General features: G+C 55.0%; 19 protein-coding genes. 12 read left to right on the top strand and 7 right to left on the bottom strand.

Translation table 11 applies throughout. The features are described from left to right. The first annotated feature begins 53 nt into the window (after window positions 1–53). The 5 genes from ACQYWX_RS00830 to rtcA all read left to right on the top strand — a co-directional run bounded on the left by ACQYWX_RS00830 (window position 54) and on the right by rtcA (window position 7,153). The gene (locus tag ACQYWX_RS00830; RefSeq protein WP_431687565.1) at window positions 54–1,304 is read left to right on the top strand and encodes a D-amino acid dehydrogenase; all 1,251 of its coding nucleotides are present in this window, start codon (window positions 54–56) and stop codon (window positions 1,302–1,304) included. Window positions 1,305–1,530: 226 nt separating this feature from the next. Further along, window positions 1,531–2,895, top strand: a complete 1,365-nt coding sequence (locus ACQYWX_RS00825; protein ID WP_431687564.1) for an alanine/glycine:cation symporter family protein — start codon at window positions 1,531–1,533, stop codon at window positions 2,893–2,895. A gap of 176 nt (window positions 2,896–3,071) precedes the next feature. Continuing rightward, a complete protein-coding gene (rtcR, locus tag ACQYWX_RS00820; protein ID WP_431687563.1) occupies window positions 3,072–4,661 on the top strand; it encodes an RNA repair transcriptional activator RtcR in 1,590 nt (529 codons plus the stop codon). A gap of 202 nt (window positions 4,662–4,863) precedes the next feature. Further along, window positions 4,864–6,102, top strand: coding sequence for an RtcB family protein (locus ACQYWX_RS00815; RefSeq protein WP_431687562.1), 1,239 nt, complete (start codon window positions 4,864–4,866; stop codon window positions 6,100–6,102). Window positions 6,103–6,151: 49 nt separating this feature from the next. After that, entirely contained in the window at window positions 6,152–7,153 is a 1,002-nt protein-coding gene (gene rtcA, locus ACQYWX_RS00810; protein WP_431687561.1) for an RNA 3'-terminal phosphate cyclase, read from the top strand. Between the two features lie 68 nt (window positions 7,154–7,221). On the opposite strand, the gene ACQYWX_RS00805 is transcribed toward rtcA, so the two are convergent. The 5 genes from ACQYWX_RS00805 to ACQYWX_RS00785 form a co-directional block, all read right to left on the bottom strand. Then, window positions 7,222–7,557 carry a hypothetical protein gene (locus ACQYWX_RS00805; RefSeq protein WP_431687560.1) on the bottom strand — a complete coding sequence of 112 codons (336 nt, stop codon included), beginning with the start codon at window positions 7,555–7,557 and terminating at the stop codon, window positions 7,222–7,224. Further along, complete coding sequence (locus ACQYWX_RS00800) at window positions 7,554–7,940, bottom strand: 1-deoxy-D-xylulose-5-phosphate synthase (protein ID WP_431687559.1); 387 nt, start codon at window positions 7,938–7,940, stop codon at window positions 7,554–7,556. The genes ACQYWX_RS00805 and ACQYWX_RS00800 overlap by 4 nt, the downstream gene beginning before the upstream one ends. Window positions 7,941–7,942: 2 nt before the next feature. Next, window positions 7,943–8,680 (bottom strand): PLDc N-terminal domain-containing protein, encoded by a 738-nt coding sequence (locus ACQYWX_RS00795; RefSeq protein WP_431687558.1) that lies wholly within the window; start codon window positions 8,678–8,680, stop codon window positions 7,943–7,945. Between the two features lie 71 nt (window positions 8,681–8,751). Next, a complete protein-coding gene (locus ACQYWX_RS00790) occupies window positions 8,752–9,096 on the bottom strand; it encodes a hypothetical protein (RefSeq protein WP_431687557.1) in 345 nt (114 codons plus the stop codon). 321 nt (window positions 9,097–9,417) lie between these two features. After that, a complete protein-coding gene (locus ACQYWX_RS00785; RefSeq protein ID WP_431687556.1) occupies window positions 9,418–9,654 on the bottom strand; it encodes a hypothetical protein in 237 nt (78 codons plus the stop codon). A 486-nt stretch (window positions 9,655–10,140) separates the two neighbouring features. Here ACQYWX_RS00785 and osmF point away from each other — a divergent pair, with 486 nt between their 5' ends. The 4 genes from osmF to ACQYWX_RS00765 are packed head-to-tail and all read left to right on the top strand — an operon-like array spanning window position 10,141 to window position 14,046. Continuing rightward, a complete protein-coding gene (osmF, locus tag ACQYWX_RS00780; protein ID WP_431687555.1) occupies window positions 10,141–11,064 on the top strand; it encodes a glycine betaine ABC transporter substrate-binding protein OsmF in 924 nt (307 codons plus the stop codon). 50 nt (window positions 11,065–11,114) lie between these two features. After that, window positions 11,115–12,248 carry an ABC transporter permease gene (locus ACQYWX_RS00775; RefSeq protein WP_431687554.1) on the top strand — a complete coding sequence of 378 codons (1,134 nt, stop codon included), beginning with the start codon at window positions 11,115–11,117 and terminating at the stop codon, window positions 12,246–12,248. Beyond that, complete coding sequence (locus ACQYWX_RS00770; RefSeq protein ID WP_431687553.1) at window positions 12,245–13,312, top strand: ABC transporter ATP-binding protein; 1,068 nt, start codon at window positions 12,245–12,247, stop codon at window positions 13,310–13,312. Before ACQYWX_RS00775 ends, ACQYWX_RS00770 begins: the two co-directional genes overlap by 4 nt. After that, window positions 13,312–14,046 (top strand): ABC transporter permease, encoded by a 735-nt coding sequence (locus ACQYWX_RS00765; protein ID WP_431687552.1) that lies wholly within the window; start codon window positions 13,312–13,314, stop codon window positions 14,044–14,046. The genes ACQYWX_RS00770 and ACQYWX_RS00765 overlap by 1 nt, the downstream gene beginning before the upstream one ends. A 5-nt stretch (window positions 14,047–14,051) precedes the next feature. On the opposite strand, the gene recQ is transcribed toward ACQYWX_RS00765, so the two are convergent. Both recQ and ACQYWX_RS00755 read right to left on the bottom strand, forming a co-directional pair. Next, a complete protein-coding gene (recQ, locus tag ACQYWX_RS00760; RefSeq protein ID WP_431687551.1) occupies window positions 14,052–15,863 on the bottom strand; it encodes a DNA helicase RecQ in 1,812 nt (603 codons plus the stop codon). A 166-nt stretch (window positions 15,864–16,029) separates the two neighbouring features. Next, window positions 16,030–18,174: a ricin-type beta-trefoil lectin domain protein gene (locus ACQYWX_RS00755; RefSeq protein WP_431687550.1), complete on the bottom strand. Its 2,145-nt coding sequence runs from the start codon at window positions 18,172–18,174 to the stop codon at window positions 16,030–16,032. Between the two features lie 664 nt (window positions 18,175–18,838). Between ACQYWX_RS00755 and ACQYWX_RS00750 the strand changes: the two genes are divergently transcribed. The 3 genes from ACQYWX_RS00750 to ACQYWX_RS00740 all read left to right on the top strand — a co-directional run bounded on the left by ACQYWX_RS00750 (window position 18,839) and on the right by ACQYWX_RS00740 (window position 21,706). Further along, window positions 18,839–19,111 (top strand): RNA recognition motif domain-containing protein, encoded by a 273-nt coding sequence (locus tag ACQYWX_RS00750; protein ID WP_011394151.1) that lies wholly within the window; start codon window positions 18,839–18,841, stop codon window positions 19,109–19,111. A 334-nt stretch (window positions 19,112–19,445) separates the two neighbouring features. Continuing rightward, window positions 19,446–20,180 (top strand): glutathione peroxidase, encoded by a 735-nt coding sequence (locus tag ACQYWX_RS00745; RefSeq protein WP_279500432.1) that lies wholly within the window; start codon window positions 19,446–19,448, stop codon window positions 20,178–20,180. A gap of 83 nt (window positions 20,181–20,263) precedes the next feature. Beyond that, window positions 20,264–21,706: a dihydrolipoyl dehydrogenase gene (locus ACQYWX_RS00740; protein WP_431687549.1), complete on the top strand. Its 1,443-nt coding sequence runs from the start codon at window positions 20,264–20,266 to the stop codon at window positions 21,704–21,706. Window positions 21,707–21,711 lie beyond the last annotated feature (5 nt).

Raw genomic sequence — 21,711 nt, 5'->3', positions numbered from 1 at the left:
GCGCGTCCAGCGAGCCGCGCAGCGAAGTCAAAGCGAGACAACAAGGACAATAAATGCGTGTAATTATCCTGGGCAGCGGCGTCATCGGCGTTTCCACCGCATATCATCTGGCTCAGCTGGGTCATGAAGTAACTGTTGTCGACCGTCAAACCGGTCCTGCATTGGAAACCAGTTACGGCAACGCTGGCGAGATTTCCCCCGGCTGCTCTGCGCCCTGGGCGGCGCCAGGGATTGCGTTAAAGGCGATCAAGTGGCTGTGTATGAAGCATCGTCCACTGGTAGTTCGCCCCAGTCTGAACCCCGACCTTTGGCGCTGGACAGCGCAATTCCTGGCTAACGCAAACTCTCACCGCTACTACCAGAATAAATCACGCATGTTGCGACTGGCCGAATACAGCCGCGACGTACTCAAACAGCTGCGCGCCGACACTGGCGTCAGTTACGACGAACGCAGCCGCGGCACCATTCAATTATTCCGCAAGCAACAGCAGGTCGACGCCGCTTTGGCGGACACCCAAATTCTAGAATCCTTTGGCGTTCCTTATGAGTTGCTGGACCGCGACGGCTGCATCAAGTACGAACCAGGACTCGCCTCTGTCAGAGACAAGATCAGCGGCGGACTGCGTCTGCCCGGCGACGAGACTGGGGACTGCTTCAAATTCACGCAAGCTTTAGCCGCATTGGCGGAAGAAAAAGGCGTCGTATTTAAACAAGGCGTGGTCATCCGTGGGCTGGAAAAAAACGGCGATGCAATCGTATCCGTGCAAACGGATCAGGGCCCGTTGCAGGCGGACGCTTATATCGTCGCGCTCGGCAGCTACACTCCCCTGTTGCTGAAGCCCCTGGGACTCAGAGCCCCCATCATTCCGGTGAAAGGCTATTCGATTACTCTGCCGGTGAAAAACCCAGAACGGGCGCCCGAGTCGACGCTGTTGGACGAAACCTACAAAGTAGCCGTCACCCGCCTGGGCGACCGTATACGGGTCGGAGGAACGGCGGAGCTGGCGGGCTATGACCTGCGCCTGCATCAAGCCAGAAAGAACACATTGGAGTTTGTGGCGAACGACCTGTTCGGAACCGGCTACGCCAATGGCGAAGCCGAATTCTGGACCGGACTGCGCCCCATGACTCCAGACGGAACTCCTATCGTTGGGGCGACGCCCATCAACAAACTTTATGTCGCCAGCGGCCACGGCACCCTGGGCTGGACCATGGCGGCGGGAACGGGGCGCGTCATGGCGGATATTGTATCTGGACGCCAACCCGAGATTGACACTGAGGGACTGGGAATAGACCGCTACTGACAACCACTGCTATTTGAGGGACCGTCGCTGGCGGATGGAGCTCCGCTTCGCCGCCGTTCTCAATGAGGACGGCGAACCATTGGACGCACGCTTGATCCATATCCTGTGTCTGGCGCACGTCGGGAGCTGTGACCCGACGCGATGCCGCGTCTTTCAAAAACCGTATGGGAAGCAGCGCAGCGCCCTCCACAGCGCCGCCTGATAAATAAAGAGAGGAGAAAATCCCTTGGAAACTATTCATAAGCTGGTATCCGACCTGAATGACTTCGTATGGGGCCCCCCCATGCTCATTCTTATTCTGGGCGTAGGGCTGTTTTTACAATGCCGTTTAAAGTTCATGCCCTTATTTACGCTCAAGCTGGGCCTGCAACTGGTATGGAGAGGTCGTAAGCCGGATACTCGGGACCCTGGGGAAATCAGTCCTTTCGCCGCACTGATGACCGCCCTGGCTGCGACAGTGGGCACCGGAAACATTGCCGGCGTCGCCACGGCGCTGGCGCTCGGCGGGCCAGGCGCGCTGTTCTGGATGTGGGCCACCGCTCTGGTGGGCATGGCGACCAAATATGCGGAAGTCGTACTGGCGGTGCGCTTTCGTGAAAAAGACGAGAACGGTGAATATGTTGGCGGCCCCATGTACGCCATCAAAAACGGCCTGGGCCCCAAATGGGCCTGGCTGGGCGGCGCTTTCGCCTTGTTCGGCGGTCTGGCGGGATTCGGCGCCGGCAACATGGTGCAATCCAACAGCATCGCAGAGGTAATGAACACCTCCTTCGGCATCCCCGCCGCCGCCTCCGGCGTCGTCATGACGGTGCTGATTGGCTTCGTATTGCTCGGCGGCATCAAACGCATCGGCGCTGTGGCGCAAGCGCTGGTGCCCACCATGTGCATCTCCTATATTCTTTGCGCCTTTTATATCCTGTTCACGTTCTCTGATCGTATCCCTCACGCTTTCGACCTGATCTTCACCCACGCTTTCTCTCCCACCGCCGCTACAGGCGGATTCGCCGGCGCTGCAGTGATGATGGCGATTCGCTACGGCGTCGCCCGAGGCATTTTCTCCAACGAAGCCGGCCTTGGCACCGCAGGTATCGCGCAGGCGGCGGGGAAAACCTCTGACCCGGTGACCTCTGGTCTTATCGGCATGATGGGTACTTTCATCGATACCATTATTGTCTGCACCCTGACCGGCCTGGCGTTGATCACCAGCGGCGTCTGGGAAAGCGGCATGTCCGGCGCAGCGCTCACCGCCAGCGCGTTTGCGGCGGCGATGCCGGGGTTCGGCGAATATCTGCTGGCGATCCAGTTGATCGTTTTCGCCTTCACCACCATCCTCGGTTGGGCTTATTACGGCGAGAAATGCTGGGAGTACTTGATGGGCTCCGCCGCGATTATTCCTTACCGTCTGCTAAGCACCCTGTGCGTCATGATCGGCGCGCTGGCGCAGCTGGAATTCGTCTGGTTGGTCGGCGATGTCTTCAACGCTTTCATGGCCATCCCCAACCTGCTGTCGCTATTGCTGTTGTCGCCCATTCTGGTCAAGTTGACCAATGAGCATTTCGCCACCGTCAAAATGGCGGCGGTTAGAACTTAACGATCTCATAAACCCCTGTGGCCGCCTTTGCGCGGCCTTTTTTATACTCACCCATAGACTTCCCGCCCCTCTCCACCTTAATCCCTACAAACATACACTCCAGCTATCAAGTTGCCTTCCTCTCGGCCTTCGGAGAATATGATCGCTGTCTGTAACCATTTATCGAAAAAGATCATATGAAAAACGTAGTCATCGGTCTGCTGGGCACCACCATGGATAAACGCGGCAAGGGGCCTGCGCGCTGGGAAACCTGGAGACCGACCGTCGGCATATTCATGCAACAGGACCTGCTGATTGATCGCATAGAGCTGCTGCATGACGCCAGAGACTCACGCCTGGCCAATAACGTGGGCGCGGATATCGAGACTGTATCGCCGGATACAGAAGTGAGCCTGCGCCAGGTCAGTTTCAGCGATCCCTGGGACTTCGAACAGGTTTACAGCACGCTGCTGGATTTCGCCGAAAACTATCCTTTCAAGCCAGATGAAGAGCGTTATCTACTGCATATCACCACCGGCACTCATGTTGCGCAGATTTGCTGGTTCCTGCTATGTGAAGCGAATTACATTCCCGCGCAGATTTTGCAGACCTCTCCAGACCGGGGCGAGCGCGTCGCCGCTGGAAAATATCATCTGATTGATCTCGACCTCTCCAAATACGACGCCATCAGCTCACGCTTCAGGCGCCAGCAGTTGGAAGGGACAGAGTTTCTCAAATCAGGCATAGCGACCCGCAACGCCCGCTTCAACGCCATGATCCAGCAAATCGAACGGGTGGCGATTCGCTCCCAGGCGCCGATTCTGATCACCGGCCCCACTGGGGCAGGCAAATCCCAGCTCGCCGGCAAGATTTTTGAGCTGAAGAAAATCCGCGGCTCCGTCAGAGGTGAATTTGTATCAGTCAACTGCGCCACGCTACGTGGCGACAGCGCTATGTCGGCGCTGTTCGGCCACAACAAGGGCGCTTTCACCGGTGCGCAGACCGCTCGCAAGGGCCTGCTCGCCAAAGCCGATCAGGGATTGCTGTTCCTGGATGAAATCGGCGAACTGGGCCTGGATGAACAGGCGATGTTGTTACACGCCATTGAAGAGAAGCGCTTCTACCCCGTCGGTTCCGACAATCCTGCGCACAGCGACTTCCAGCTTATTGCCGGCACCAATCGCGACCTGCAGAAGCAGGTTGACAATGGCAGCTTTCGGGAGGACCTGCTGGCCCGCATCAATCTGTGGAGTTATGAACTCCCCGGATTAAAAGACCGCCGCGAAGACATAGAGCCTAACCTGGAGTATGAGCTACAAAAAGCCGAGCAGCAGTTAGGTCATAAGGTCAGCTTCAATAAAGCCGCCCGGGCCAGATTTCTGCATTTCGCGCAACAACCGGATTCCTTATGGCAAGGTAATTTCCGCGACCTGAACGCCTGTGTACAGCGCATGGCCACACTCTCTGAAGGCGGCCGCATCAACGAAACGCTGGTGGATGAAGAGTGCGACCGTCTACGGCGATTCTGGCGACGCAGCAGCGCTCAGGAGTCTCTGCCGCCATTGGAAGACTACCTGTCCCCTGAACAGGTGGCGGAAATTGACGCCTTCGACCAATATCAGTTACGCAGTGTGATTGCGCTCTGCCGTGATAGCCGCTCCTTGTCGGAGGCGGGGCGCCAGCTCTTCAACCGTTCAAGATTGCGTAAAAGCTCCAGTAACGACTCTCATCGTCTACGGCAGTATCTGAGTAAGTTCGATCTGGAATTCGATAATCTAAAAACATAAATCTCTATCTAAATAGATATATTTATTCAACGACATATTTCGACAATATTCTATATATTCTTATTTTTCATATAGTTAAGTATATGAGAAAAGTTGGCCCAGCTTTTGTAATAGTAATGGTATCAAGATGAACCTGCTGCAAGGCGATTCATCCAAATACAGTTGCTCCGGGACAAGCGAGTCCCACCAAAAAGGTTTGAGAATGATGCAAAGCACAAAACCCCAAATGCCCTACGAAGTAACTAACGTAGAAAAAGGCGTTCCGATCAAAAGCTGGACCAACGGCGTTCCATTCGAACCGGAAGCGCGCAAGCAATTAAGAAACATTGCGTCCCTGCCGTTTATTCATAAGTGGGTGGCTGCGATGCCGGACGTGCACTTAGGTAAAGGCGCGACCATCGGCTCTGTTATTCCCACTTCCGGCGCCATTATTCCCGCTGCGGTGGGAGTGGATATCGGTTGTGGAATGATGGCGGTGAAGACCGACGTGCATGCAACCCAGTTGCCGGACTCTCTGGGAGCGCTGCGTAGCGCGATAGAAGCGGCGATACCCCATGGCCGTCAGCCAGGACGACGCGACCGGGGTTCCTGGCATGATATTCCAGAGGATGTAGGCGCTCGTTGGACTCATGAGTTGGCGGATCGTTTTAAAATCCTGTGCGAAAAGCACCCGGTTTTGAAAAACACCAACAACGTGAACCACCTGGGAACCCTGGGAACCGGTAACCACTTCATCGAGGTGTGTCTGGATGAGAACAACGACGTATGGATTATGCTGCACTCCGGTTCCCGCGGCGTTGGGAATCGTATCGGCGAGCATTTCATCAAGCTGGCGAAGAAAGAAATGGAGCGCTTCTTCGTAAACCTGCCGGATAAAGATCTGGCCTATCTGGCGGAGGGAACCGATTACTTCAACGACTATGTGCAAGCTGTTGGCTGGGCGCAGGATTTCGCGCGCATCAACCGTCAGGCGATGATGCAACGGGCGCTGAACGCCTTGGCGGTTACGTTGAACAAGCCGGTAATCGCCGAGCTGGAAGCGGTGAACTGTCACCATAACTATGTGCAGAAGGAAAACCACTACGGGAAAAACGTGTGGTTGACCCGAAAAGGCGCAGTAAGCGCACAGGAAGGCCAGCTGGGTATTATCCCAGGCAGCATGGGAGCCCGCTCCTACATCGTGCGCGGAAAAGGCAACGCGGAAAGCTTCTGTAGCTGTAGCCACGGCGCAGGAAGAGTGATGTCCCGCACCGAGGCGAAAAAGCGCGTATCCGTAGAAGAGCACGCTCGCGCCACAGCGCATGTGGAATGCCGAAAAGACGCGGCGGTAGTGGACGAAACGCCTTCCGCTTACAAAGACATCGACGCCGTGATGGCGGCGCAGTCCGACCTGGTTGAAGTCGTGCATACGCTGAGACAGGTGGTTTGCGTAAAAGGTTGAAGAGAGGCGGCGTCATGCCGCTGACGCAATAAGTTGTACGGTATTTAAGATGGATAAAATAGTAATAGACGGACGCATGGGCGAAGGCGGAGGACAGATTCTGAGATCCTCCCTGACCCTGGCCATGCTGTACGGCAAAGAAATAGAAATTAACCATATTCGCGGCAAGCGCCCCAAACCAGGCCTGATGCGTCAGCATCTGACCTGCGTTAAGGCCGCCCAGGCGATATGCGGCGCCAAAGTAGACGGGGCGGAACTGGGCTCCTCCCGGCTGACGTTCAAACCCGGCTCGATAAAGGGCGGCGATTACAAATTCGATGTGGGTAGCGCAGGCAGCACGGCGCTGGTGTTCCAAACCGTATTACTGCCTCTGTTACAGGCGGAAGGAGCCTCTACCGTGGAATTCGGCGGCGGCACCCATAACCCGTTCGCACCGCCTCTTACGGAAATTGAACGCTCCTTCCTGCCGCTGCTGCGGGATATGGGAGCTAAAATCGAAGTGGAAACAGAGCGTTGGGGCTTTATGCCCGCTGGCGGCGGTAAATGGCGCATTCGCATACAGCCGGAAGCTTTGCAGCCGATTGAGCGGCTAGAGCGCGGCGAGCTGAACCACAGCCGCCTGACCGCCTACTGCTATAACATTCCCGGCAAAGTGGGCGAGCGGGAAGTACAGGCGTACTTATCTTTGCGCGAACACCCGGTGCATGAGTCACGGCAACGCAAGCCGGAAGCAGGCTGCGCCGGCAATCTGCTGGCGGTGGACCTGCAATTCGACGGCCATCGTATCTGTCTTTCCGAACTGGGTCAGGTGCGAAGACGGGCGGAGCTGGTGTCCAAGTTGCTCAGCCAGAAGGTGAAAACCTACCTGGACAGCAACGCGGTATTGGATGAGCATCTGACGGATCAGATGATGCTGCCCATGCTGGTGGCGGGAGGCGGCAGGTTCTCCATTTCAGAATGGTCTCTGCACGCCCAGACCAATGCGGAAGTCATCGAACTGTTCACGTCACGCAAAATAGAATGTGACGGCGCTATCATGTGGCTGATGTGATGAAGCAACTATTCATGGAAACACTAAAGGAGAGGAGTCCCGCCTCTCCTTATTTTGATTGCTGCTTACTATTGATAAGACCCTTCTTGATATTGCTCTCGGGAAGCCTGTTTCCATTCATCAATAAAGCCCGCTTTGGTTAGATAGCCATAAACCTGATTAAACAGCTTATACATCCAGAACTGCAGATCGTCGACGCCGTCGACTGTGCGCTCCGCATTATCGTCTGCAACCGCCAGATCGGTCATTTCCCAAAAGCAGGCCGCCACTCGTAAGGCCTCCTCAGACGTGGCGATCTCCGCCTGCGAAAACATGACCGCCACCACATAATCATCTCCCAGACTGCGCGCATAATGCAGCGCCAGAACTTGTGCGTTCCGATTATGTTCTGAAAACTCAATCAATTAAGAGCGCCACTCACGTACGCAAAGTATTCCTGCGCAATGTCCTCATCCACCACTACTCCGTCATTGCCGCCATACAAACGGTCATTACGGTCCTTTCTTGGACCAGAAATCCAATATTCGTCACCGCTTTCAATATCATAAAAATTTGATTTGTAGCCCCGTCCTTTAAGGCTTTGAAACGTTTTTCCACGATAGTAGAGCGTCTTACCACTCTTGGAAAAATAAACACGTCCAATGCGGGCCGAGCCTTCAAGACCAAGAGATTTGTCTTCGATATACATGATTCTGGATCGCGCCTCTCTCATTTCTTGCGGCGGCGTGTTGTTCTGATCCAATCTCAGCTTTTGGTATTCGATTCGCCTGTCCAACTCAGATCTCATGATCAACCCGTAAATTCCTGCTTGGCCAGCTTGAGCCACTTTTTGTGGTATGAGTGGTAATGTCTGCCGGAGATCTTCGCTTTTTCCAGAATTTTCTTGAACTGCTCCTGTGACTCTCTTTCCCTGCCCTGGGCTTTCAGGTACATCCCAAACCAATAACTGGCTTCAGGGCCAGGAAAGTAGGCTTCCAGCGCTTCAAACTCGTGCTTCGCTGCAGCAGTTTCGTTGAGTTCCATTAACGCCCGGGCGTATAGAAGATGCGCTTCCGCGTTTTTGAAATCAGGATTGTGGCGGATCAGGTCGTCCATCACAGAACGGACTGCGCCATAGTTGTTCAGGCCAAATTCCGCTTTCGCGAGACCGTACATGATGTGAGGGTCAGTCTGGTGAATTCCCTTCAGGGACTTTTCATACATCGCCTTGGCTTCCCCGAACATCCCTTTCTCCAACCATTCTTCCGCCAACCGCATGGAGGTTTCCACGCTGTCTGTGACGGAGTAGTTGAAGGCCGCCTGCTTGACCGCCTTGTCGGGATTAACGATAGACTGCATTTTGCGCTGCGCGTTTCTGCCGGTCCGGCTTCCCGCCAGCTCCGGCAGCATTTCCACCAGAAAATAAGCGACAGAACCTGCGAAGGGCAACATGACCACAATCCAGATCCAGGTTGTACTACGCCCCGTCTTCACTATGTGCATGACCAGAGCAACTTGAAAAATAATGGAAATTGCGAAAATAGGCATTTCTAACTTCTTACTCTATAACATCAGGTAAATAGAAGTGCTCAGTTTTGCGGCCCCGAATAAACGAGAGCTTAGACCGGCGCTTGCATCATCAAATGCAGGGGATACATGGCGTACACCAGACCGCCTGCAAACAACAGGGAAACTCCAGCCGCCATACCCAGCAGACTTTGCGCCCGCCGGTTAGTGATAGCCAGGATCAACAACGCTGCGCAAACCAATGGAGGCCACCAGGAGTTCTGCTTAAGACCGAACGCCCATTCCGACCAAGCTGGCGCGTAACCGTAAAGGGATGTGAAAAAGTCCAAAAATTGCTGCGGCGCTTCCGTATTCATCCAATACCAGGAGACGAACGCCTGTATGAGAATGCCGGCAGCGGCCAAAAAGACGAACAAAAATGAGGTGAGTTTTTGCATAAGCCAACGCTTTGATATCTAAATCCTATAAACGCCGTTAGCAAGCAATGCGATTGACCGGCGCTCTCCCTGAATATGAGGGGCGAAAAAATTCCGCGCATTCTAACCGATATTTAATAAAAGAGTTCGTAATTACTTCAAAATTACGGTGAGCGGTCTGTGACGTCGTTCATTAAAAGTGAAAAAGCATGGGCATGCTTAGAAAGGCGTTGCGAACGAAGAGGAAAAGCGAAAGACAGGATCTAAGTATTAATAAGTACTAAAGTGAAGTCGAGGACATATAGATTAGCGCCGCAACCAGATCGGCTGCGGCGCGGTGGTCTATATCTTCGTCAATTCAGGTATCGGAAGAGGCGTTTCCGCCCTTTCACGGGCAGGACGCTTACGTTCGATAGTGGACTCTGGGTTCACCATTAGCTGCAGGCCTTTTCCGCTGATTCGCTCCATTCCGATATCTCTCAGCAAGTGGTCGCTCATACCATACAGGCCTTCGATACGTGGAGTTCCAACAAAAATACGACGTGCTGCAGTGTTAATGCGAACGAAAAACTTTTTCATCGTGTATTCCTCGGTTATCGCCGGGAACACATCGGGAAGGAAGGGTATCTATGGGTACTTCAGGCGCATATCCAACCAGCCGCGATGAGTTCCGCGGCTGATAGATAGTATTTAGTGGTTCGTCAGCACACGGAAAGCTAAGGAGACAGAGCAACCTTGAGTAGATCGCAGATCCTTGGCTCTTTTTTGATGAGTTGATTGAGTCATCATGTGGCTCCTCCCTTGCATTTCTTGCGTGTACTGAGCGGCTATCAGACTCCATTTAGTTGCGCCATGTCAACCACTTATATGTGTAGTCTCGGTTTTCGCATACTGGATCTCACAAACTACCAATCCCACTCCGCATTGCCGGGCCAAGGTTGAATCAAGACGCGCCATGGGGGACACTGCTGCCTCCCGGCAGGAAAAAGTGGACGCATCAAACGAATAAGATCCTCATGCCGCTTCCCTGATTGAATTACCGACCTGACCGACAGGAGACATATCGTGAACCGCAAGAGCAGACTTGGACGACTTGCCGCCGCCCTCGTACTGGGCCTGTCCATCGCCACTCACGTCGCGGCCAAAGACAAGATTGTCGTCGCTTCTAAAATCGACACGGAAGGCTCCGTGCTCGGCAACATGATTTTGCTTCGGCTGGAAAAAGCCGGCTATGAAGTAGAAGATCGCATCCAACTTGGCGCCACCAAAATCGTCCGCACCGCGCTGATCAACGGCCAGATAGACGTTTACCCGGAATACACGGGCAATGCGGCGTTTTTCTTCGACATGGCGGACAGCCCTGTCTGGAAGGACCCAACCAAAGCCTACGCCACAGCAAAAGAAAAAGATCTCGCCGCCAATAATCTAGTCTGGCTGCATCCCGCTGACGCAAACAACACCTGGGCGATTAGCGTACGCGGCGATTTGGCGCGAGAGCAAAAACTGACGACCCTGGATGACCTTTCCCGCTTTCTGAAAGATGGCGGAGAAATAAAGCTCGCCGCCAGCGCCGAGTTTGTGGAGTCGGATTTCGCCCTGCCCGCCTTTCAGAAAGCCTATGGGTTTGAACTGACCGCCGATCAGCTGCTGGTATTATCCGGCGGCAACACCGCTGCAACCATTCGCGCCGCCGCCTTACGCACCAACGGCGTCAATGCGGCGATGGCGTACGGCACTGACGGCGGCCTGAGCGCACTGGATATGGTGGTGCTGCAGGACCCGCGCAACGTGCAGCCGGTCTATGAGCCGGCAGCGGTAGTGCGCGGCGAGATACTGAAAGCGAATCCAGACATAGGTCCGATGATCGACGCTATATTCGAAAAGCTCGACTTGACCACGCTGCAACGTCTCAACGCAGATGTCGCCGTTAATGGTCTCGACCCCAAAGAAGTGGCCCGGGAGTTCTTAAAATCCGCCGGACTGCTCTAACCCATATATTGCCGGCGGGAGACCGCAGCGCGCTGCAAGGCGCAAATCGCGTGACGCTTTCAATGTCCGTCCTGGCCGTCGCGGCGCTGCTGTTTCTAGATTTTGCTTCCTTTCAACCGAACCGCATACTGCCTGGGGAGGGCGTTGCCTTACTGGACGCTCTTTCCCTTCGATGGACCCTGCCGGTTTTCGCCGGCGCGCTCGCTATCGCTTTGTTATCCTGGCGCCCGAACCGCCATGCCTATCTTGCCATATTGCTGACGGCGACCACCCTGGTCGCCTTCTTGCCTGTGCTGGCGGGCGTATTTGGACTAGAGCGCGCAATCGAAGGGCTGCAACATGGCCGTGCGGCGCTGGGTAGCGGCTTTTGGCTGGCGGGCTTCTTCATGGCGCTGATCATGATTGAAGCCTGCCACAAGCTACAGGCCGGAATCTGGCTGAAACTCGCCAGCGTCACCGTCGTCGTCGCGGGCATCGCAATCGCCTACTCCTATGGCGTACTGGAGAAGTTATCCCTGGCGCAAGAGTTTCATGTCAGGCAACGCCAGTTTGTGACGGAGATGGGCGCGCATTTCAACCTCGTTTTCTGGTCAATGCTGCCCAGCGCGGTGATGGGCATGGCGCTCGCTATCTGGGCGACGCGCTCGGAAAAGGCCCGACGGGGGCTGTTTGGGGTGCTTAGCGTGGTGCAGACGATTCCCAGCCTGGCGCTTTTTGGCCTACTGATCGCACCTCTGAGTTACCTCGCCAACGAGTTTGGGTGGCTGCGCGCTATCGGCGTTCAGGGGATCGGCTTCACCCCCGCGTTGATCGCCCTGATTGGCTACAGTTTACTGCCCATGACCCGTAACGCTTACGTCGCTCTCACCGGAACCCCTGAACCGGTTCTGGAGGCCGCTCGCGGCATGGGAATGAGTGAAAGCCAGGTATTCCTGCAGGTGCGCCTGCCATTGGCGGCTCCCGTGATTCTGGAAGGACTGCGCATCATGACCGTGCAAACCATCGGCCTAACCGCCGTCGCCGCGCTAATCGGCGCCGGAGGTATGGGAACCTTCATCTTTCAGGGCCTGGGTCAGGCGGCGATGGATTTAGTGCTTTTGGGCGCCATTCCCACAATCCTGTTCGCCCTCGCCGCAGACGCCCTGTTCGCATTCTTGACCGCCACAACCCGAGGCGCCCCATGATCCGTCTGGACAACGTTTCCATGAAATACGGCGAGCAATACGCCGTACGCAACCTCTCTTTGGACATCGCCAGCGGCGACTTTTGCGTGCTGGTAGGCACCTCCGGCTGCGGCAAATCCACCACGTTAAAAATGATCAACCGACTAGTGGAGCACAATGAAGGGCGCATTCTGATCAATAATCAGGAAATCGCCAGCTTTGAGATCAACGCGCTGCGTCGGCGTATTGGCTACGCCATTCAAAACATCGGTTTGTTTCCTCACTGGAGCGTGGCGAAAAATATCGCGGTGGTTCCTCGCCTGCTCAAGTGGGATGCGCAACGCATACACAATCGGGTCAATGAATTACTGGAACTGTTCGCGCTCGATCCCGCCATTTTCGCTGACAAAATGCCCCATGAATTATCTGGTGGACAGGCCCAACGCGTTGGTGTGGCGCGTGCGCTGGCGGCGGACCCGGATATTTTGCTCATGGACGAACCCTTTGGGGCTCTCGATCCCATCACCCGGGAAAGCCTGCAGGAAGAGATGCTGCGGATTCAGTCGCAGATCAAGAAAACCATCGTATTCGTTACTCACGACATTGAAGAAGCATTGAAGCTCGCCACTCGCATGGTGGTGATGGACGCCGGTCAGATCATCCAATACGACACGCCGGAAAACATTCTGCACCGCCCAGCGAATCACTTTGTCGAGAATATTATCGGCAGCCAGGACCGGGGTCTCAAAGCGGCGTCATGCAAGCAGGTGCGCGACATCATGCGCCCCAATCCACCGCGAGTACAGGGCGCCGCGCCTCCATGCAGGGGCTCGGGAAGACTGTGGGCGGTTGATGGCGCGAATGCGCCGGTGCGATTACTGCAGGCAACTGTGGATGGCGACGCCAGCTATCATTGGCGGGAAATAGACGTCACGCCGGACATGGGCCTGCAGGCGGAAGACAGCGTCAAGCTGGCGATCTCCAAAATGCTGTGGCGCAAGGTCGCTGCGTTGCCAGTTTTATCTTCTGATGGAACCTTGCTGGCGGAAGTGCGCATGGCGGATTTGGTAGGAGGCTGCGCCTGATGTGGCGAGCCTCTATTCGTCGCGCGCCCTGGAGGGCATTGACGCCCGCGCTGCTGTTAATTCTATGCGCCAGCTTGTTTCCCCATATGGAAACGCTCTTTCGCTGGCTGCAGCCTGACGCCTCACAGGTAGTTTATGACCGCGACAGCTTTTGGCGCCTGTTACTGAGCCACGCGGGTCTGGTGCTGCTGTCCGGGTTTATCGCCACGGCGGTTGGCGTGGTTTCCGGCATATTGGTGACCCGGGAATCCGGACGGGATTTCCTTCCTCTGGTGAATAACGTCGCTTCCATTGGTCAAACGTTTCCTCCCGTCGCCGTGCTCGCGCTGGCGGTTCCCATGACTGGCTTTGGCGGCGCGCCCACCGTAGTCGCACTAACGCTTTACGGTTTGCTGCCCGTGGTGCGTAACACAATTGCTGGTTTGGAAGGCGTCTCCGGCGCAGTGCTGGAGGCGGCGCGCGGTATGGGAATGTCGCCGTCGCAGGTGTTATGGAAGGTGGAGCTGCCTCTCGCCTTCAAAGTGATCATGGCGGGCGTACGCACTTCTGTGACCATTAACATCGCCACCGCCGCCATCGGCTCCACCATCGGAGCCAAGACCCTCGGCGACCCTATCGTGGCGGGCTTGATCAACGGCAATACCGCCTATGTGCTACAGGGAGCCATCCTGGTGGCTTTGCTTGCTGTGGCGGCGGACGCTATTTTCGAACGCATAGAAAATGCATCCGCCTGACAGGCTCAGGCGTTGCGGACAATTTCCATGAAGTCCTCGCCGTAGCGCTCCAGCTTGCTCTTGCCGACGCCGTTGAGAGCCAAGAACTCCATCTCGTTCTGAGGACGATGACGCAAGATTTCCATCAGTGTGGCGTCATGGAAAATCATGTAAGGCGCCACGCCCTGTTCCTCCGCCAACTCCTTACGGCGGATACGCAACGCATCCCATAATGGCTGATCTTCTTCACGCAGGGATTCGCCACTGCGTCGCGGCGCTTTCGACACCACTTCTTTTACGTCGCGCCGCAACCGCACTTCCTGTTCGCCGCGCAAAATGGGTCGGCAGGATTCCGTCAACTTCAAAGCCCCGAAGCCATCCAGATCCACATTCAACAGTCCCCGCGCGGTTAGCTGGCGCAATACCGAACGCCATTGCGCCGCATCCATATCCTCGCCGACGCCAAAAGTGGGCAGGCGCTCATGACCAAACTGCTTCACCTTGTCGGTCAGTTCGCCTCGCACGACATCAATAAGATGATTGACGCCAAAGCGCTGTCCCGTGCGATAAATACAGGACAAAGCCTTCTGCGCCGCTACCGTCGCATCCCAGGTTTCCGCCGGATTCAAACAGGCGTCGCAGTTACCGCATTGCTCAGGCGCCGTCTCACCAAAATAGCGCAACAGCGCGCGACGGCGACAGCTGACGATTTCACACAGTCCCAGCATGGCGTCGAGTTTCTGTCTCTCCGCCCGTTTGAATTGCTCTGCGCCGGGAGAGCCTTCCATCATCTGCCGCAGTTTGATCACATCCTGCAGCCCGTATGCCATCCAGGCGGTGGAAGGCAGTCCGTCACGGCCCGCGCGGCCGGTTTCCTGATAATAGGATTCAATGCTTTTGGGAAGATCCAGGTGAGCAACAAAACGTACATCCGGCTTATCAATCCCCATCCCGAAAGCGATGGTGGCCACCACGATAACGCCGTCTTCCCTTAAAAAACGCTGCTGATGCTCCTGTCGCACATCCGCCGGCAATCCAGCGTGATACGGCAACGCATTGAAGCCTTCCTTGCACAACCATTCCGCCACTTGCTCAACTTTATTGCGGGATAAACAGTAAACAATGCCTGCGTCGCTGGCGTGTTCAGCACGTAAAAAGCGCAATAACTGCTGCCGCGCATTTTGTTTCTGGGTAATGCGATATTGGATATTGGGACGATCGAAACCGCTGATGAAATGCTGCGCCTCCGTCAGCCCCAGGCGCTCGGCGATTTCCTTTCTGGTGCGCTCGTCGGCGGTGGCGGTCAGCGCCACCCTGGGCACGTGAGGGAATCGCTCCTGCAACAAGTTAAGCTGTAGATAGTCAGCGCGGAAATCGTGGCCCCATTGCGACACACAGTGGGCTTCATCAATGGCGAACAGGGAGATAGGCGTGCGTTGCAGCAGTTCCAGCGTACGCTCCTGAGTCAAACGCTCTGGCGCGATATAGAGCATATCCAGCTCCTGGTCCAGCAGCGCGCGTTCCATATCCCGCAACTCCGCCAGACTGAGGCTGGAATTCAGAAAACCCGCGTTAACGCCGACCTGTCGCAGAGCGTCCACCTGGTCCTGCATCAATGCGATCAAAGGAGAAATCACCACTCCTACGCCATTACGCAAGATAGCGGGAATTTGATAGCAAAGTGATTTACCGCCGCCGGTAGGCATCAAAACCAGGGCGTCCCGGCCAGCCATCAGTTCCCCGATGACGGCTTCCTGCGGGCCGCGAAATGCCTCGTACCCGAATAAGGTCTGCAAAGCCTGCAGTGGCGATTGAAGAGAAGATGATATGCGATTCATAGCCGCGCATTATACAGGTTGCAGCCAGGGCTCACAGTAGAGATAACCCTGGCGGATGACCGTCAGGGTCTACGCGACGAATTGTCTCCGAAACTCATCCATTGAGCGTGGTCATAAAGACGGAACGATAAAAGACAAAAGTTTGGAAAGGTGAGTCGACAAAGACTCACTCGCCCCACAGCCAAAGCTGATTGGCGCCGCCGTGAAACATCCACTGACCAACCATAGCGCCATCCTCCGAGCCATATGCGTCGACGACAATCGCCGCGTCCGACGTCGTTTTGATAGCGCCGTCAGCGAAATCAAATGTCTGATTCGCGGACGTAGAACAAGTCTCCACGAATAAGGTCGCGCCGTTGTAGTTCTCGCTATGGTGGCTTAGACAGTCTCCCGCCGCGTTGTACAACGTTCGAGCCACACTATCGTAGAACCAGAGCTGTTGCGAGGCGTCTCCACATGCCTGCAACTCAGGAGATGCACTCCCTGCTTGCACACCCAGACACAGTCCGCTACGCGCACTTTTTAACGGACGGAAATGGGAAGCGGCGACGCCGTTGACGCGTTCTTCCTGCCCCCACTGAGCGAACTGTTTCTCCGTGTTTTCTTTCAGGCTTTTCAACTGGGCGTAATCAAGCCAATTGAAGATATCTTTCTCATAGGTGACAAACAGGGAGTCACTGCGCTTGTTGCGCATACGGCCATCTTCAAAAATCCACTCCTGGTTGTCGCCTCCATGACATCCCCAAAGCGCCAGATTGACGCCTGGCGTGACGCCAAGGCCATCCATACATAACTTGGCGTTGGCTTTGGGATGCACTGCGCCATTAGTGTCCCACCACCATTTCTGCTTATCGCCGCCATTGCAGGCAACCGGACGAATCATCGCGAGATGACCGACATAATCAGGTTGCAAACAACGGCCGGCGATTTTCAATTCGCGCCAGCGGGGGCGTGCGTTGGCTTCCGCTACCGTGTAGCCGCCATCGGAATCATCTTCGTTAGCAGCGAGACCTTTCAGCAAGTCCACCAGCTCTCCAGACAGGTTATCGCGCAGGATGTCGTCTCCGCTGACCAGCTTGCCTTGCATGGCGTCGCCAATGACGCCAATAACTCGGCCTGCGCCCGGCGGCGCCAAACCGTCATACTCCGAGGAAGCAATCAAGCCTTCATAGCCAATCAGGTTGGATTCGTGAATCTTGAACAACGTCTTATCGAACACTTCCACCCGGAAGGAAGCCCCGGCCTGAGCGCCCGCCCACAACTCATAGTTGGATTTGGCGGGATTGACGGCGTCCACATCGGCATTCATGCGGGAAAAGACATAAATATTCGCGCCAGGACCAGCGACGCCGTAGAACATGAACTCCATTTCTGGACCGGCGTACACGCGCGCATTGGCGGAGCCATCGCCCTGAGGCAAAGGCATATCGAATTTCTGTTGGCTTTCGTTGACGGTGGACCAACGATTATCCGCGTACAATAAGCCCACCTGAGCGCTTAACTCGTGGCTGGCGCTGATGTCCACGTTGACGTCGACTTTGCCGTCCACACCCATGACCAGCACGATTTCCGGTACGATCACCACCGGTATTGGCCCAATCTGGAAATTGATCGGGTCCACATCAAAACGCGCCAATTCAGTCTTCTGATTAATGCTGGCCAGCTCGACATCAGATTTCAACGCCAAAGCGCTACCGATTTTGCTGTCTACGACGAACTCCGCACGCGTCGCCTGGAAGTGCTCAATTTCCAGATCAAAAATGAAGTTGCTACTGAAACCCACACACCCGGTGACGGTGACATAAGGCGCCGCCTCAGTGGCCTCGAAAGCGACTCGGAAATCTTTGTCCGCACAGGCGTCAGGCAGGTCCGCCGATTCTCCAGGAGCATATACGGTGATGCCCCGCGCGGATAAATCCAGTCCCTTGGCGGCCAAACGCGGCCTTGGGGACGCGCTGGGATTCAAGGCGCCGCTCAGTGAAACGTCAGCCTCTTCCACGACATCAGTCAGCTGCGCGTCTTCCACCGACAAGACCGTGGAGCCATCCACTTCAGACTTACTCTTGACCCGCTTTAAGAAACCGTAGGGCGCATTGTCCGAAGCGCCGGACACAATCACCGAACCGGGCTTCACGTCCGCAACAGCCTTCTCCGACTCAAACACCATCTCAGAGGAGCCCACCGTTTCTGGTCGCAACGCGCCAGCGTCTTCGATCACCTTGGCGTCCTGCGACACCTTAGGTCCGTCGCTACAGGCGGCGAGCAGGGTTGTAAGCAGAGTTAGCGTAAGCGTCCTTCTGAGCGTGGTCATCGCGGTCATCCCGGAATTAAGTATTTGGCAAGTATGAAAAAACCTTAATTTTAGGTGAAGAAACAACCTCGCGAAACGACAATAGGGCCTAGTCTCTTAAGCCTCGGGCTAACAAATACGGCCTGTTTCCGGGGGTCAACGCTGCCCCCCGCGTCATCATTCCTTAACATAACTCCGTCTTAATGCTCCCCGGCTGGCCTGTCGTGACGAGTTATCCATAACGGACCATTTTCAGACTGAATCGCTGAAAAATTGATCTGGATAAAAAAGATGCTATTTATATGTTGCGACAATGGCCGCCCTTGAATTTCCTGCAAGCGACGCTAATTAATCCGCCGCTTGCGTTTTGCGGAAGCAACGAATGCTAAAACTCCAGTTGGAGTTATTTTCCGGGTCGCTCCAAGCGGCCCTTTTTTTGTTTAAAAGGCTGTTTTTAGGGCTGAAAATCGGGCTCTAATTTTTAGTTTTTTTGTTTAAAATCATATAATTAATGGACACATCAAACTTTTTTAATAAAAACCTGAATAAAATGCATACAACCTTAAAGATTACTGCTAGACTGCTTTCTGTTGGCTTAATCAGCTAATGGCGACTCCGCGAATTTGTGCGTTTGCTTGCGGTGTCACTTTATTTGTGGAAAACGCATAAATCACACGAGATCGATATGAATATTTACGTTGGAAATCTGGCCTACGGCGTCACTGAAGAAGAATTGAGAGAAGCTTTTTCCTCTTTTGGAGAAGTTACCAGCGCTAACCTGATCATTGACCGTAATACCGGCCAGTCCAAAGGTTTCGCGTTTGTCGAGATGTCGAACAACTCTGAAGCGGACGCCGCTATCAAGGGTCTGAACGACACAGCGTTGAAAGGCCGCAATATCAAAGTAAACCAAGCTAAGCCACGTGAAGAGCGTCCAGCTCGCAGACCACGTTACTAAGCAGTTTACTGCGGTCTGCGCAGTTTCGGCAGACTGACAAGGCGGGCGCTTCGGCGCCCGTTTTGTTTTTAGGCTTTTGAATTCCCCTCTCCCACTTTTCTCTCTTTCTAATCTCCTCGTCGCTTAGCTTAACCCTCTCAACTCTGCTCTCCCTTAAAGCTCGTTAGCGCCTATCTATCAATGCGCCCCTTTCGATAGCAATTAACAATTGAATTGATATTTTTTTATAAATTTATTCAATCGCCCATCTCTGCGACACTGCTCCTCGTCTTAAAGATTAAGCACTTAGCTACCAGCTCAAGTGAATGAAAAACGAAATATAGAGGACCAATGAATGTTACAGAGTAGAGAAGGACAAACCGTACCCAGCGTTACTTTCAATCTGCGTGAAGGAGAAAAATGGGTTCAGGTGACCACCGACGATCTGTTCAAAGGTAAAAACGTCATCGTATTCGCACTGCCAGGAGCCTTCACCCCCACTTGCTCAAGCACGCATTTGCCGCGCTACAACGAGCTGGCGCCCGTGTTCAAACAAAACGGCATTGACGCGATTATCTGTTTGTCCGTTAACGATACTTTCGTCATGAACTCCTGGAAGGCGGACCAGAAAGCAGAAAATATTTACTTTCTCGCGGACGGCAACGGTGAGTTTTCCGAAGGCATGGGCATGTTGGTGGAAAAAAGCGAGCTGGGCTTTGGCAAACGCTCCTGGCGTTACAGCATGCTGGTGCGGGACGGCGTGATTGAGAAAATGTTCATCGAGCCTGAACTGCCAGGCGACCCTTTCAAGGTGAGCGACGGCGACACCATGCTCAACTACATTAATAAAGAAGCGGTGCTGCCCAGCCGAGTCACCGTATTCAGCAAGCCAGGGTGCCCACACTGCGCCCGCGCACACCAGCTGTTGAACGATCGCGGCATCAGCTTTGAGAACATCGTTCTGGGCGCCAACGGTCTTAGCTACAGCACCCTGCAAGCTGTGACGGGCCAAGGCACCACGCCGCAGATTTACATTGACGGACAGCGCATCGGCGGCGCTGATGATCTGGAAGCCCACTTCGGCGTGTAACGCACGCAAGCCAGCGTCGGTCCGGCGTATAACCACGACCGGACCGACTGACTAGGAATACAGCAAGCAGGGGAGATAACCCAGTGCAAACACGCAAAGTGGACGTAGCAATTATTGGAGCCGGCACTGCAGGCTTGGGCGCATACCGCGCCGCGCGCGAGTACACGCAAAATGTGCTATTGATTGAAAGCGGACCCTACGGCACCACTTGCGCCCGCGTCGGATGCATGCCCAGCAAGCTGTTAATCGCCGCTGCGGAAGCCGCCCATCACCATCGCCATTCTGATCTGTTCGGCGTTGCTTCCAACAACCCTCATATCGACGGCCGCAAGGTCATGGAGCGAGTGCGCAATGAGCGAGATCGCTTCGCAGGATTCGTCGTCGATTCCGTGGAAGGATTTCCCGCCGAACATAAGGTTCGCGGCAAAGCGAAATTTATTTCACCACATCGATTACAGGTGGATGACGACCTTATCGTTGAAGCGCAGCGCATCGTCATCGCCACTGGGTCACGCCCCAATGTGCCGCCCTTTTTGAAAAACGCAGGCGACCGTCTGATTATCAATGACGATCTGTTTGAATGGCGCGATCTGCCCTCCAGCGTCGCGGTGTTCGGCCCCGGCGTCATTGGCCTCGAATTGGGTCAGGCTTTAAGTCGCCTTGGTGTACGAGTGCGCATGTTTGGCGTCGGCGGGGCCATTGGACCGATTCAGGACCCGGAGATTCGCGACTACGCGGAGAAAGTCTTTAACCATGAGTTTCCTCTGGACCCCGACGCCAAAGTCAGCAGCGTGAAGCGCACCGACCAGGGCGTGGCGATCACCTTCCTGGATAAGGAACAGGGAGAGATCACGGAAACGTTCGAATATGTGCTCGCCGCGACCGGACGCCGTCCCAACGTCGACAATCTGGACATTGAAAAGGCGGAGTTGCAAATGGACGCCAGAGGCATGCCGGTGTTTGATCGTTACACCATGCAATGCGGCGACAGCGCCATCTTCATCGCCGGCGACGCCAACAATGATCTGCCTCTATTGCATGAGGCCGCTGATGAAGGCCGCATCGCCGGAGACAACGCCGGTCGCTACCCTGATATTCGCGCTGGCAAGCGACGTACGCCCATTGGCGTAGTGTTCAGCGATCCACAGATCGCGTCTTTGGGGCTGAATATCAATCAGGTGAAAGAACGCTGCCGCAGTTGCTATGCTGAAGGTGTAGTGTCTTTCGAAGATCAAGGACGCAGTCGGGTGATGGGTAAAAACCTCGGCCTGCTGAAAGTGTACGGCGAACAAGGCACGGGCCTGTTTCTGGGGGCGGAAATGTTTGGCCCCGCAGCGGAGCATATCGCCCACCTGCTGAGCTGGTGCGTACAGCAGCGCCTGACGGTCAGTCAGATTCTGGAGATGCCCTTTTACCACCCGGTGATAGAAGAAGGCGTGCGCACGGCGCTACGCGATCTGAACAGCAAACTCCATTTGGGGCCTGACGTCATCGAGCGTTGTCTTGATTGCGGACCCGGCGCCTAAGCAAA

The organism is Hahella sp. NBU794 (assembly GCF_050749805.1).
GTDB lineage: Bacteria > Pseudomonadota > Gammaproteobacteria > Pseudomonadales > Oleiphilaceae > Hahella.
Note: the sequence above shows the minus strand (reverse complement) of the source record. Positions and strands in the feature narration are given on the sequence as shown.